13 protein-coding genes and 5 pseudogenes are annotated in these 12987 nt (G+C 60.3%); 9 read left to right on the top strand and 9 right to left on the bottom strand.

What is annotated here, in order from left to right; genetic code table 11:
• Positions 1-43: 43 nt before the first annotated feature.
• The gene (locus HJB82_RS27600; protein WP_003561293.1) at positions 44-259 is read right to left on the bottom strand and encodes a cold-shock protein; all 216 of its coding nucleotides are present in this window, start codon (positions 257-259) and stop codon (positions 44-46) included.
• Between the two features lie 211 nt (positions 260-470).
• Here HJB82_RS27600 and HJB82_RS27595 point away from each other — a divergent pair, with 211 nt between their 5' ends.
• Positions 471-680, top strand: a complete 210-nt coding sequence (locus HJB82_RS27595; protein ID WP_207581261.1) for a hypothetical protein — start codon at positions 471-473, stop codon at positions 678-680.
• A gap of 65 nt (positions 681-745) precedes the next feature.
• Here the strand turns inward: HJB82_RS27595 and HJB82_RS27590 are convergent, their stop codons facing one another.
• The gene (locus HJB82_RS27590) at positions 746-1636 is read right to left on the bottom strand and encodes a DMT family transporter (RefSeq protein WP_221142079.1); all 891 of its coding nucleotides are present in this window, start codon (positions 1634-1636) and stop codon (positions 746-748) included.
• A gap of 99 nt (positions 1637-1735) precedes the next feature.
• Between HJB82_RS27590 and HJB82_RS27585 the strand changes: the two genes are divergently transcribed.
• Entirely contained in the window at positions 1736-2209 is a 474-nt protein-coding gene (locus tag HJB82_RS27585) for a DUF3052 domain-containing protein (protein ID WP_207581259.1), read from the top strand.
• 4 nt (positions 2210-2213) lie between these two features.
• Here HJB82_RS27585 and HJB82_RS27580 read toward each other — a convergent pair whose 3' ends face one another.
• The 5 genes and pseudogenes from HJB82_RS27580 to HJB82_RS31830 form a co-directional block, all read right to left on the bottom strand.
• A complete protein-coding gene (locus tag HJB82_RS27580; protein ID WP_221142077.1) occupies positions 2214-3356 on the bottom strand; it encodes a PQQ-dependent sugar dehydrogenase in 1143 nt (380 codons plus the stop codon).
• Positions 3357-3483: 127 nt separating this feature from the next.
• Positions 3484-3726, bottom strand: a pseudogene (locus HJB82_RS27575) (class GN sortase); the annotation flags it as partial.
• Positions 3727-3877: 151 nt separating this feature from the next.
• Positions 3878-4192, bottom strand: a pseudogene (locus HJB82_RS27570) (marine proteobacterial sortase target protein); the annotation flags it as partial.
• A gap of 281 nt (positions 4193-4473) precedes the next feature.
• Positions 4474-6105, bottom strand: coding sequence for a glycosyltransferase family 39 protein (locus tag HJB82_RS27565; RefSeq protein ID WP_221142075.1), 1632 nt, complete (start codon positions 6103-6105; stop codon positions 4474-4476).
• Positions 6106-6127: 22 nt separating this feature from the next.
• A pseudogene (locus HJB82_RS31830) lies at positions 6128-6274 on the bottom strand (ATP-dependent DNA ligase); the annotation flags it as partial.
• Between the two features lie 78 nt (positions 6275-6352).
• Here HJB82_RS31830 and HJB82_RS27560 point away from each other — a divergent pair.
• The 6 genes and pseudogenes from HJB82_RS27560 to HJB82_RS27535 all read left to right on the top strand — a co-directional run bounded on the left by HJB82_RS27560 (position 6353) and on the right by HJB82_RS27535 (position 10614).
• Positions 6353-6667, top strand: a complete 315-nt coding sequence (locus tag HJB82_RS27560) for a hypothetical protein (protein WP_221142073.1) — start codon at positions 6353-6355, stop codon at positions 6665-6667.
• A gap of 10 nt (positions 6668-6677) precedes the next feature.
• The gene (locus HJB82_RS27555; RefSeq protein WP_207581256.1) at positions 6678-7880 is read left to right on the top strand and encodes a pyridoxal phosphate-dependent aminotransferase; all 1203 of its coding nucleotides are present in this window, start codon (positions 6678-6680) and stop codon (positions 7878-7880) included.
• Between the two features lie 97 nt (positions 7881-7977).
• A pseudogene (locus tag HJB82_RS31945) lies at positions 7978-8169 on the top strand (type II toxin-antitoxin system Phd/YefM family antitoxin); the annotation flags it as partial.
• 164 nt (positions 8170-8333) lie between these two features.
• A pseudogene (locus HJB82_RS27545) lies at positions 8334-8621 on the top strand (type II toxin-antitoxin system VapC family toxin); the annotation flags it as partial.
• Positions 8622-8803: 182 nt separating this feature from the next.
• Positions 8804-9709: a glycosyltransferase family 8 protein gene (locus HJB82_RS27540; RefSeq protein WP_207581253.1), complete on the top strand. Its 906-nt coding sequence runs from the start codon at positions 8804-8806 to the stop codon at positions 9707-9709.
• A gap of 35 nt (positions 9710-9744) precedes the next feature.
• Positions 9745-10614 carry a 3-deoxy-manno-octulosonate cytidylyltransferase gene (locus HJB82_RS27535; RefSeq protein ID WP_207581252.1) on the top strand — a complete coding sequence of 290 codons (870 nt, stop codon included), beginning with the start codon at positions 9745-9747 and terminating at the stop codon, positions 10612-10614.
• A 73-nt stretch (positions 10615-10687) separates the two neighbouring features.
• Here the strand turns inward: HJB82_RS27535 and HJB82_RS27530 are convergent, their stop codons facing one another.
• On the bottom strand, positions 10688-11785 hold the full coding sequence (locus HJB82_RS27530) for a calcium:proton antiporter (RefSeq protein ID WP_221142072.1): 1098 nt from the start codon (positions 11783-11785) through the stop codon (positions 10688-10690).
• A 230-nt stretch (positions 11786-12015) separates the two neighbouring features.
• Between HJB82_RS27530 and HJB82_RS27525 the strand changes: the two genes are divergently transcribed.
• Positions 12016-12297: a DUF2188 domain-containing protein gene (locus HJB82_RS27525; RefSeq protein ID WP_164013504.1), complete on the top strand. Its 282-nt coding sequence runs from the start codon at positions 12016-12018 to the stop codon at positions 12295-12297.
• Positions 12298-12300: 3 nt separating this feature from the next.
• Here HJB82_RS27525 and HJB82_RS27520 read toward each other — a convergent pair whose 3' ends face one another.
• On the bottom strand, positions 12301-12816 hold the full coding sequence (locus HJB82_RS27520) for a GrpB family protein (RefSeq protein WP_207581250.1): 516 nt from the start codon (positions 12814-12816) through the stop codon (positions 12301-12303).
• Positions 12817-12987: the final 171 nt, after the last annotated feature.

Raw genomic sequence — 12987 nt, 5'->3', positions numbered from 1 at the left:
GCTGCCGGGCATCAACTCGAATTCGACAGCCTTGTTAAGAGGTTCAGCCCGCAATCTGCAGATTGACGGCCTTGGGGCCCTTGCCGCGGCGATCCGGCTCCGTGTCGAAGCTTACCTTCTGGTTTTCCGTCAGACCGGCCAGCCCGGAGGCTTGAACGGCAGAAATGTGAACGAAGATATCGGCGCCGCCCCGGTCCGGCTTGATGAAGCCGAAGCCTTTGTCGGTATTGAAGAATTTTACAGTGCCAGTCTCTGCCATGCGTCAGGTCCCTTTTCTCTCTGCCCGCCATCCACACGGGCAGCATCATAGCATTGCCTCCTTGCGGGAGGTGTAGGCAGGCAATTCTTGAAATGTGAGAAAAAGGTCCCCTCTACCTCGGCCTGTTCCAGGCAGGACTTCGCCCGCCATCTTCGGAACCGGCTGACCGGAATATTAGCGTTCCCGGCGCGCAAATACTTAAGGACTTCCCATGCTCGCAAAATGCCCGAACGCGCTGAGAATGCTGCGGTTAAAGGATTTTGGCAAGCAAAAGTTTTTAGCGTGCCGTGCGGCGCGCACCCCTGCGAATATCCAATTTGCGCAAAAACGCAAAATTTTCTTCGAAGATAGAGGAATGATTAACGTTTTATATCGTCTGCAATATAAGTTCGGAGCAGATTTTCCCAATAATGCAACGTGAACGCGTCTTTACGCATCCGATAAATTTTTTCTCAACGCGTGACTCACCCGCATTTGGACGCGTGTTCAGGTGACTGGCAGGCGTCGCCGGGCAAATCCAGGCACGAGTTCGACCACAAGCATAGCGATAAACATCAGCGCGCAACCTGCATAGCCGGTCACTGGCATCGTCTCGCCCAGCAGCAGGGCTGCGAGCGAGGCGCCGAAGAGCGCTTCGGCGGAGAGGAAGATCGCTGCCTGCGAGGGTGTGGTGTAACGCTGGGCGATCACCTGCAGCACGAAGGCCAGGCCCGAGGAGAAGATGCCGACATAGACGATCTCAGGTGCCGCGGCCCGTATCGCAGAGAGGCTGATCGGTTCGACGATTGCGGCAATGACAAGCGCGCAGATTGCGGTGACGGCGAATTGCGTGGCCGAGAGGGCGAGCGGCCGTCCGGTCGCAGAAACAGTCGTGCCGGCAAGGGTGATCTGGATTGCCCAGAAGCCGGCGCAGACCATTATCAGGAGGTCGCCTGATGTAAGGGCCGAGAGGTGACCGCCTGACAAGAGATAGATGCCGGTGACAGCCATCAGCCCCCCCGGCCAGATGATCCAATGCGGGGCACGACGCAGGAAGAACACGGCGATCAGCGGCACGAAGACAACATAGAGGCCGGTGATGAAGCTCGAATTCGTCACAGTCGTCGTCTGGAGCCCGACCTGCTGCGTGGCTGCGCCGCCGAAAAGCGCAAGGCCGGTCAGAATATAGAGTTTCGCATGGCGTGCGCTGGTCTTCACCTTGGAGTTGAGCGCTTCGAAAACGACGAAAGGCAGCACGGCCAGCGTCGCGACGGTGAAACGCAGGGCAATGAACCAGAAGGGGCCGATCGCCTTCATCGCCGTCGATTGCGCGACGAAGCCGCCACCCCAGATGGCGGCTGCAAGCAACAGCAGAAGGTTCGCCTGAGCGCGCGTCATGTCGTCCTCGATGGGGAAGGGATGTGCCCCAGCGGTTAGCAGTTGCGTTTCCTTTCGGCAAGGGTGCAGACTATGTTGCCGGTTGACGGAGGTGACAGCATGCAACGCGACGAAGGCCGGCTGGCCGGCGAAATGGCGGCGATGCCCGGGACGGCAGGCTATTCTGGCACGCCGCTCGCCAAGAAGCTCGGCCTCGCGCGCGGCCAGGCGGCTGCTCTTCTCGGCGTTCCCGAAACGATTGGCGAGATCTATGGCTTCGACGGCTTTGCCTCGGTCGCCCTTGCGCTTCCCGAAACGCCTCGGCGGGCGTTTGACTATATGCACCTGTTTACGACCGAGCGAGCGACGTTGGAGGCTTTCGCGTCCGCGCTTTTTCGTGTTCTGAGACCGGATGGCATCCTCTGGATCTCCTGGCCGAAGAAGAGTTCGCGGGTGCCGACGGACGTCACCGAGGATGTGCTACGAGAGATCCTCCTTCCGACCGGCCTTGTTGACGTCAAGGTCTGCGCCGTCGATGAGGTCTGGTCCGGACTGAAATTTGTTATCCGCAAGGAGTTACGTGGCGCGTTGTGATCTTTCAGCCGTTATTGGCCTCAGCGCGCGAAACCCTGAGCAGCGATCCGCTGTCCTCGTCCGTCACCATCAGCAGCGCGCCGTCGGGTGCGACGACGACATCGCGGATCCGGCCGTATTCACCCTCGAACAGGCGCTCTTCGGCGACGAAGGCGCCGCTTTCGTCGCGCTGCATGCGCGAAAGCAGCTGAAACTTCAGCGCCGCGACGAGGAAATTGCCGTCCCATTCCGGGAACATGGCGCCGCGGTAGACCGTGAGCGCACCAGGGGCAATCGACGGATCCCAGTAATGCAGCGGCTGTTCCAGCCCTTCCCTCGCGGTGCCTTCGCCGATTTCCGCACCCGAATAGTCGCGGCCATAGGTGATGATCGGCCAGCCGTAATTCTTGCCTGCCTCAGGCTGGTTGATTTCGTCACCGCCGCGCGCGCCGTGTTCGACGGTGTAGAGCTTGCCGTCCTTGGTATCGAAGGTGATACCCTGCGGGTTGCGGTGGCCCTTCGACCAGATTTCCGGCAGCGCCTTGCCGCCGTCCTTGAATGGGTTGTCGGCCGGGATGCTGCCATCGGCATTGATGTGGATGATCGAGCCGGCATCATCCTGCCAGTCCTGCGAGCGGTCGCGGTCGCCACGGTCGCCGACGCTGATGAACAGCGAACCATCACGGGCTATGGCGATGCGCGAGCCGTACTGGATATTGCCGGAGGTGAGGCGCCGCATGGTGAAAACAGGCGTTACGGCGCCCAGTCTCTTCTCGTCAGCGGAAAGCGTGGCGCTGAAGGCTTCAGTGCCAGAGCCCTGTGCATTGGCGATGGCGGCGGTGAAATAGATCCTTCTAGATGTCGCAAAGTCCGGGGCGAGCGCCACGTCCATCAGGCCGCCCTGGCCACGGGCGCTGACCTTGGGCACGCCGCCGATCGGGTCGGAGATATTGCCATCGCGGATGATGCGCATGCGGCCGGGCCGCTCGGTGACGAGATAGGCGCCATCGGGCAACACCTCGACTGCCCAAGGATGCTCGAGGCCCTTGGCGAGATTGTCGACACGAACGGCGGGACCCTGCGTATTGACGGTATCGGCCGCATCGGCGGACACGGCGCCGAACAGGAACAGCGCTGCTGCGAAATGGAAGGCGGATATTCTCTTCATCTTGCTTCCCCGGTCATCTCTCCCGTCCGAACGTGGAGCGGGCAGGGGAGAGCTTCAACCCTCATTCGACCTGCAATAACGGCTTTGTGTTTACCGGTTGAACGGAGCCGGTCGCCCGGCCGTCGATCAGTTCGGCCTTCGCCTTCAGCAGGAAACCGTCGCCGATCAGCGCCAGGCCGTAAACGGCAAGACCGGCAATAGCAAAGACGATCGCCCGTTCGGTCGAGGAAAGACGCCAGAGGAAAAAACCTTTCCTTTGCCGCGTCTTCGGCATGTCGTGGGTCGTGGCTAGGGCAAGTTCCAGATAGGTCGGAAGCGGCTCGAATTCACTCGCTCCCTCATTCTCAACTGTAGCGGGCCTATCGACCATCGCGCTTGGCTCCGATCATGACGATGTCCTTGAGGCGACGACGCCAGACTGCCAGCCCGCTTGCCGCCGTCAGCGCCAGGAACAGCATGGTGAGCCCATGCGTAATCTGCTCGTCGGCGCGCATCGCCGCCTGCGGCAGGTTCACGGTCGAGAACTTCTGCGCGATCATGGTGGTGGCCCTGGCGATCGGCTCGGAGACATCGATTGCGACGTCGGCCTTCAGCCATGGCGCTTCGACATAGAAGCCCGGCTCCTTCGACGGAAAGAGCAGCGAACCGCTGTTGGCGTCGTTCGGTCGGACAAGTGCTGCAAGTTGGCTGGATGTCTGCTGCGTCTCGGCGGCGCGCGCGGCGGAGGCAATACCCAATGTTGCGGCTACGCAGGCAACAAAGGCGGTGACGACGACAAGAAATGAAACGGAGATCCGGCGCATGCGCCCGATGGCAAACTCATCTTCCAGAACCATTGGCGACCCTCAATAACCAATTTCGCAGACCGGAATGATGCGGCTTCGATCTCGGCGCGCTCGCGACCGAATTGCGGCGGTGTGCGGCATTTGTTGCGGCTTATTGGTGGCGATGACGAAAACCGACGATCTCTTTGTTTTCAAAAGACATCGGCGACGAAAACGCGATTCGGGGATCAGGTCGCCTGGCCCCGCCTTGCCGGCCTTCGCAGGCGGAGTGCCGCTGAACCGTCCGAGACGCTATTTCTATCCAAGACCCATGGCCCAGACGGTCACGGCTCTCATGGACGGGTGATCCTATAAACCAGCAAATCGTCCGAATCGACAAGCTTGGTTGCGGTCTTGTCCAGATAGTCGATGACCCCATCATGATGCTCGACGAACCGCCGGTCCTGCTTGTCGACGGCATTCTTGGCCGCGCCGAACAGATCGGCGCCCTGCGCGCGCAGTTCCTCGAGCTGCGCGATCGCGGTGGCGTCATCCGCGACGAATTTCGACCATTCGACATCGCCTCCGCCAGGCGGGAACACCCAGCCGCGCGCCCTGCTGTAGTAGACTGCGACGGGATCGCCGACCTCGGGCGCGATGGCGACTACGAGGTCGCCCGGTTGCGGCAACCGCGCCAGTTCCTCGCCAAGCAGCTTGCCCTTCATGGCGATTGGCTTCTTCATCGTCCTGACAAGGGGCAAGGTCGACCAGGCAAGCGCGACGGCCACGATGCAGATCGAGCGAAACACCACCGCCGGCGTTGGAACGGTTCTGGAGGCAAGCGTTGCCAGAAGAAGCGCGCCGTGGCCGCAGAACATCGCGACCGGCACATGGAAGATGTGGAAGTTCCACACATTGCTGGTGATCTCGCCCGCCGCCGCCAGATAGAGGATCATGGCCGCAGCCAGCCACACATAGGGAATGGCCGAAAGGGTGCGTTGCTTCGGGTCTTCGGCGGGCCTGGGTGGCATCCACAAGCCGACCGCGAGCAGCACCATGAACGGATAGCCGTAGAACCACAAGACCGAGGTGTTCCATAAGGATTGGAAGTAGAACCTGTCCCTGACGTATGTCCAGAAGCCGTAATCCCAGATATAACCGCCACTGCCGGCGAAATGAAACGGCGGATAGCTGCGGCCGAGATAAATCGCCCAGCTGAAATAGGCGCCGACGACGGCCAGGCTCAAAAGCCCAGACAGGAAGACCCAGGTCGCCTGCTTTCGCTTCTTCTCCAGAATCCAGCAGACCATCAGATAGAAGATGACGGCGCCGGCGGCGAGGCCTGGTGGCTTTGACAGCGCGCCGAGCGAGAAGCTGACCGTGGCGAGTGGCAAGAGCCAGCCGCTGCCGCCGGCCCAGAATTTGGCGAATAGCCAGATGCCAACGGTCACCAAGGCCAGCATCGCGGGATCGGGAAGAAACGAGCTGTCGATCATGATCGCCGCCGGCATCAGCGCGTAGGCAAGTGCCGCCGCGTGGGCGTGCATCTCGTCCCAGCATAGCGCCGTTAGTCTGTGCAGCGAAAACACCGTCACCAGACCGAAGAAGGCCGCAACCATGCGGCCGAACCAGTCGTGCCAGCCGAAGAGTTGATAGAGCAAGGCTGTGAGATAGCTGACGATCTGGAACTCGCGGCCCTGATAGCTTGGCCCGGGCCTGGTCCAACTGACCTCCGGAAAGAAGATGTTCCAGCTGCGGTGCTGGAAATTGTCGGCCATCATGGCGGTGCTTATCTCGCGCCAGCTGAAGCCGTCGACCAGCGGCAAGGTGATCTTGTGGAACCTGAAGACGATCGCAATAAACAGGATCCCCAGCAAGATCGCCGTGTTGAGGCTCAGATAGTTGCGAAAAGCCATGTCCCGGTCGGTCATCTGCTGCGGGTAGTGCTGACCTTCGGCCTGGTTCATTTCCGGGTCGTCGGTCATCTGAAAACCGCGTCCCTTCCGACGCCCGGCACGGCGCGATACGCGCCGGCATCGGATCGAGAGGAAGATTGGGTTGAGCGGGATCTCGCCGACGGCGCGGTCGGCTGCGGGGCGGCTCGTAGCCATCACCGAGCAGCGGTTTGGAAGGCTTGCGGGGCGGCTTTGTCATGACGGCAGTTCATCACCAATGCCTTAAAAAGCAATTCGCCCAGATTGATTATTGACTCCATTCCTCAGGACCGGCGTGATGTCGAAGGTCAGGTCGGATGCCGGCGATAATCTTGAACTCCTCGACATGCTCGCGGATGACTTCGAGCGGCAGCATCCAAAACAGATAAATCCCGATGTTCTCAAGAGATTGACTCAAGAGTTGCGCGTAGCGCTTCGACTGCGCGCTGCAAGCCTTGCCGAAAAGGGCGGCGACCCGCTCGCCGATGTGGCGAAACGATCAATAAGAATCATTGCCTCCATCACGCCTTTGCGCTTGAAATGCCATCATACATTGGACATAGAGCTAGGCGCAGAACTCCGGTCCCGGCTTTCTGCCCGTTTCAACCATTAGGACCGATATCATGGCCTTCCTTGCCGACGCTCTTTCCCGTGTGAAGCCTTCAGCCACCATCGCCGTTTCCCAGAAAGCGCGCGAGCTGAAGGCAAAAGGACGTGACGTGATTGGCCTCGGCGCGGGCGAGCCGGATTTCGATACACCCGAGAATATCAAGAAGGCCGCCATCGACGCGATCAACCGCGGCGAGACGAAGTACACGCCGGTTTCCGGGATTCCCGAATTGCGCAAGGCGATCGCTGCCAAGTTCAAGCGTGAAAACGGCCTGGAATATACCTGGGAGCAGACGATCGTCGGCACCGGCGGCAAGCAGATCCTGTTCAACGCCTTCATGGCGACGCTGAACCCCGGCGACGAAGTGGTCATCCCGGCGCCTTACTGGGTTTCCTATCCGGAGATGGTTGCGCTATGCGGCGGCACGCCAATTTTCGTTTCGGCCACCCAGGAGCATGACTTCAAGCTCCAGGCGGCAGATCTCGAAAAGGCGATCACACCGAAGACCAAGTGGTTCATCTTCAACTCGCCGTCCAACCCGACGGGTGCTGCCTATACGCAGGACGAGCTGAAGGCGCTGACCGACGTACTGATGAAGCATCCGCATGTCTGGGTACTGACCGACGACATGTACGAGCACCTGACCTATGGCGACTTCAAGTTCGTCACGCCTGTCGAAGTCGAGCCGAAACTCTACGACCGCACGCTGACGATGAATGGCGTCTCCAAGGCCTATGCGATGACCGGCTGGCGTATCGGCTATGCCGCAGGCCCGATCCAGCTCATCAAGGCGATGGACATGATCCAGGGTCAGCAGACCTCGGGGGCGACGTCGATCGCCCAGTGGGCGGCTGTCGAAGCGCTGAACGGCACGCAAGACTTCATCCCTGAGAACAAGAAGATCTTCGAAGGCCGTCGCGATCTCGTCGTTTCGATGCTAAACCAGGCCAAGGGCATCGTCTGCCCGGTGCCGGAAGGCGCTTTCTACGTCTATCCTTCCTGCAAGGGCTTGATTGGCAAAACCGCACCCTCTGGCAAGGTCATCGAGACGGACGTAGATTTCGTTTCTGAGCTCCTGGAATCCGAAGGCGTTGCCGTCGTTCAAGGCTCGGCCTTCGGCCTCGGCCCGAACTTCCGCATCTCCTATGCAACGTCGGAAGAGCAGCTCGAGGAAGCCTGCCGCCGCATCCAGCGCTTCTGCGCCGCTTGCAGGTAAGCGGACTGCGATAAGATCGATCGAAGGCCTGCCGGTGACGGCGGGCCTTTTTTGTGGCGACGTTGACGATGTGGCTGCATGTGGCTACATTTGAGGCGTGAAGACCGTTTCGATCCGCGACGCGAAGAACCGGCTGACCGAGCTTGCCCGCGAGGTCGAGCAAGGCGAAACCATTGTTGTGACGCGGAACGGCCGGCCGGTGTTCGATCTGGTGCCACATCAGAAACGCGGCGGTTTGAACCTGGAAGCTGGTCAGGCCTATCTTCGCTCACGAGGCGCGCCGCGATCTCCCGGAACCGATGTCCGACGTCCTTGCGCAGGATCGCGAGAACGATATGGGTATCAAGGAGAAGCTGCATGGTTACGGCAACGGCTTCAGGAGAAAATCCTCGGGCAGCGGATCGTCAAAATCATCTGCGATGAACGGGACGGGATTGGAAATGTGACAGCAAGACCGTGGGTTTCGTCAGTGTTGCAAGTCTTTGGGAGACGGCGATAAAGGCTCGGCTGGGAAAGCTGGATCCTGGCATGCCGCTCGAAGACATCGCGCGATCTCTTGAGGAAATAGGGCTGATACTGCTGCGGATCGAAATTCAGCACGTCATCACTGCCGCCGACCCCGAGCCGGAGACGCGCGATCCCTTCGACCGAATGCTGCTGGCACAGTGCAAGGTCGAGGGGCTGCAGCTTGCGACGGTCGACCGGTTGCTCGTCGGCCATCCGCTGGCGCTGCGATTATAGGCTCATATCCCGATTCAACGCCTTGCGGCCTTGATTCCGCTTTGCCTCGCAAGTCGTTGAATTCCGATTCAAAACGTAACGCAGAGTGACGGTTCGGCGGGTGATCTGCGGTTGCGGGGCGGCGCCAAACCAACTAGATATCCGGCATTAAGTTTAAGTTGCCGCTTTGGGAGGCCGGGATTTTGCAGCAGAGTGCGGTGATCGTCTGTTCGGATGTCAACATGCTGCCGGCCGCCTGCTGCACCCTGCTTTCCGTCAAGCGCAATCTCGGGGCTTCGCCAGCGGAGTTCCTGCTTCTCGGCATCGACCTCAAGCCGAGCGAAATCGCCGAGGTTGGAAATTTCGCGCGGCTGCACGACATGGCGATCACCGTGCTGCCCTATAATACGCCGGAAACTGCAAAGCAGGCGCGAGGCCGCTGGTCGGCCGCGACACTGGCGCGGCTCTACATGGATCTGCATATTCCCGATCATATCGAGCGCCTGCTTTACCTGGACGCCGACGTGCTGGCGGTGGCACCCGTCGACGAACTCTTCACCAGAGATTTTCGAGGCAAGGCGCTTGCCGCGGTCGACGATTATGTCATGGCCTTTCCTGAGAAGGCCGGCGCGCGGCAGCGAAAGATCGGCATGCGCGAGGGCGGCCGGTATTTCAATGCCGGCGTGCTGCTGTTCGATTGGTCGGCCTGCCGGGCGAAGGGGCTCTTTGCCAGGACACGGGAGATATTCGAGGAGCGGTCGCATCTTTTCGAGAATAACGACCAGGATGCGCTGAACGTCAGCTTCGACGGCGACTGGCTGGCGCTCGATCCGCGCTGGAACACGCAGACGGGCCTCCTGCCTTTCGTGGGCCGGCCGGCGATCTTTCATTTCACCGGCCGGAAAAAACCGTGGCAGGCGACCGTTCCCTGGGTGCACCGGCAGATGGCCAGGCGTTATATCGAGGATCTGCGAGACACGCCCTGGGCTTCCTTCTGCAGACAGCCGTCGATGACGGGCCGGGTGGCGGGCTTTCTCTCGCATGTGGGAAAGCAGATCGGCGGGCTGACGCGGCTGGCACGGATGCGCGCCTATTTCAGCAACAGCTAGTAAGGCGCGTCCTTGGAAAGTGCATGTGAGCCGATATGGAATCGATCCCCAGCGATATCAACACCGTGGCCGCCGCAGATGACGGATTGCATTTCCTCACGCCGGAAGCGTGGAAAGCGCTGCTGTCGGGCTATTCCCACATCGTGCTGGTGGCAAACAGCGAGGCGGTCGATTTCGAGCAGCTGCGAAGCGAGTTGCCGGAGACGGCGCTCTACGTCTTCTTCAATAATGTCTACAAGGTGCTCGACGAACCCTTCGCCGGCCATGCGGTGCTGGTTGCCCGCAGCGGCGTGATGGGCGCCAATATCGTCCACCGGCGCGAGGCTGCGGATGTCCTGCGCTTCTTTGCCGGCGACAATTTTCTGGGCGTCGTCAATATTCGCGTTTCTCCCGAGGAAAACTTCAGCGAGGAGCGCCGCTTCAACGGCGCCAGAGCCCGTCACCTTGATCTGACGCAGATGATCGGGGATCTCTATCCGACAGGCAAGATCGCGACGAGCGGCTTTGCGCTGGCGCTCTGGCTCGCCGAGCTGCAACTGCCGGGCAAGATCCTGCTTGCCGGCTTTTCGGCAAAGAGGAGCGAGAAGTGGAAGGTCTTCGACGTGCACGATTGGACGTTCGAGCAGATATTCCTGCGTCTCTTTGCCAGGATGGGCACGATCTCGATGATGGGTGGTGTCGATACGAGCCCCTATGCGGCGCTCGCCAAACGATTTCCACAGGTGCCGCCGATCGAGATTGCGATGACGGCGGCCGAGGTTCTGTCGGAGCGACTTCACAATGCCAACAGCCAGATCGACAGGCTGATGTCCGTCACCAAATCCATCCGGGCCGTCGAAGGTTTCTTCCGGCGCTTCAAGCCGAAAACCCGTAAGCAGCGTTTCCTCGAAAAGTCGAAGGAATAATGGTCGCAGGTCCGTGCTGACAGGCGTGGGCTGCCAAGAAGGCTGTTCGAATATCGGTTTCAGCGCGCCGCCTTCAAAGCCCCAGCCCCGTCAGCATGACGAAGGTGGCGAAGAGGATGAAATGGGTCATGCCTTCGATAGCGTTGGTCTCGCCGTCGTTAAGATTGATCGCGGCGGCAATCAAGGTGATCGTCACCATCACCGTCTGCACCGGGGTCATCGCCATGATGAATGGCTGACCGGTATAGAGTGCGATGGCCTCCATGACCGGCACCGTCAGGATCACCGTCGAGAGCGAGGCGCCCATGGCGATGTTAACCGTCGCCTGCATGCGGTTCCTGAGGGCTGCCCTCAAGGCGGTGAGAATCTCGGGGGCGGCTGAAATCGCCGCGACGACGACGGCGGTCACCGCGATCGGCGCGCCGCTGTCGCGCAGACCCTCGGTCATGAGTGTGGCCATGAACTCCGCCAGCAGGCCGATGATGACGACGCCGACCAGAATGGTGGCGATCGAGATTGCGGTCGATTCGTCGGGACCATGCTCGTCCGGACTTTCTTTCTTCCGTTCGGAGCGCGGATAGCTGTAGCTGAAGAAATAGCTGTGCTGGCCGACCTGCATGCGCAGGAAGAGGCCGTAGAGCGCAATCATCGCGACGATGGTGAAGGCGGAATAATAGTGCCATTTGTCGCCGGGCACGAATTCCGGCACGATCATCGAGATGCCGATGGCGGTGAGGATCATCACGCCGTAGGTCTTGCCCGAATTGTCGTTGTAGGGCTGTTCACCATGCTTGAGGCCGCCGAGCAGGGCGGCGAGACCCAGAATGCCGTTGATATCGAGCATCAGGGCGGAATAGATCGTGTCGCGCACCAGTGTCGGCGAACTCTCGCCGCTCATCATGATGGCGAGGATGATGACCTCGACGGCGACGGCCGACAGCGTCAGGATCATCGTGCCATAGGGATCGCCAACCTTGATGGCGAGCAGCTCGGCGTGATGGGCAACTCGGATCGAGGCGAGAACGATGGTACCGACCAGGGCGGCGGCCGCGATCAGAGCGATGCCGCGTCCCATCTCGATCACCGCGTGTTCCAAGAAATAGGCGATCGCTGCAACGACAAGTGCCGCGACCAGAAACTTCTCTTCTTTCAAGCGTGATGCAATCCCCAAGCTTCAGCTCCTGCCCCGATCCATGCGTTTTATCTAAGTCACTGATTCCGCATATCAAGCAAGCATCGATCCAGTCCCATTTGCAGTCTTCGGCGTTTAATGGAATACTGATGTCATCGGGGCCGAAAAGCAGATCGCGGCGTCCTCGAATTCTCGTCAAGCGGCCGCGATGATCCGGATCCTGTCCGGAAGCGTGCGAATGCGCAACAAGAAGATGAGGAGGTGAATGCATGATCAAGGTGGTCTACGAAGTCGTGCCGCATGACGGCGGTTGGGCCTACCGGCTCGGAGGCGTCTATTCCGAGGCATTCCCCACCCATGCCGAGGCAGTGGAAGCTGCGCGTATCGTCGCGGCCGAACAGCAGGTCGGCGGCGATTCCGCCGAGATCAGTTGGCAGGACGAGAACGGCAAGTGGCATGAGGAATATGCCGAAGGCGGCGACCGGCCGGAAACCGAGGTGGTGGACGGCCAGTGGAAGGACCGCTCGGCCGAGGCCTCGCAAGGCATTTGAAGCCTAATCGTCGCCCGTTAAGCCCCGCGCGACGATCGCGTCGACGAATTCGCGCTTATGCGCAGTATAGCGATTGCCGTCCATCCTGAATTCGGCTGCCAGCCTGCGTTTGAGCGCGGCATAATCGGCCGCCGCCTGCGGATGCATGATGAGATAATCCCGAAAAGCGAGCCTGTTTCGATGCGTGCCATTGCCGAGCAGGCAGAGGTAGACGCGCTCCCGCGGCACGGAACCTCGTGATAAAAATGCCCAGACCTCGTCGTCGTAACGATTGCCGCGCGGTTCGTAGCCTTCTGCCAGAAGCACATCGGTGGCATCCTCGATGTGCCCGAGGCCGGGAAGAACGATGTCGATATCGATCAGCGGTTTGGCACTCATGCCCGATATGGACGTGCTGCCGATGTGGTCGATGGAGAGCGCCTGCGGCAGCAAGACGAGTAACCTGTCGCGGATGCGCCGAAACGCCTCTGGCCATTGCGGATCGTAGGGCACGAGTTCAACCGGATCGTGGGTCATCATCTTCTTCCGCTACAGCGCCGCGCGTCCGATAGGACAGGTTCTAACAGGCTGCTGAAATTCGCTCTGCGTTGGCGCAGTTGCTTGCTGTGGGTCTGATTTTTTTACAGACTGGCTGTCGTGCGGTGGGATTTTGGCCGATTGAGGCGGGTTTTCTGGCCATATCGGCTTATT

Source organism: Rhizobium sp. NZLR10 (genome assembly GCF_019685125.1).
Taxonomy (GTDB): Bacteria; Pseudomonadota; Alphaproteobacteria; order Rhizobiales; family Rhizobiaceae; genus Rhizobium.
This window is presented reverse-complemented; position numbering and strand designations above follow the sequence as displayed.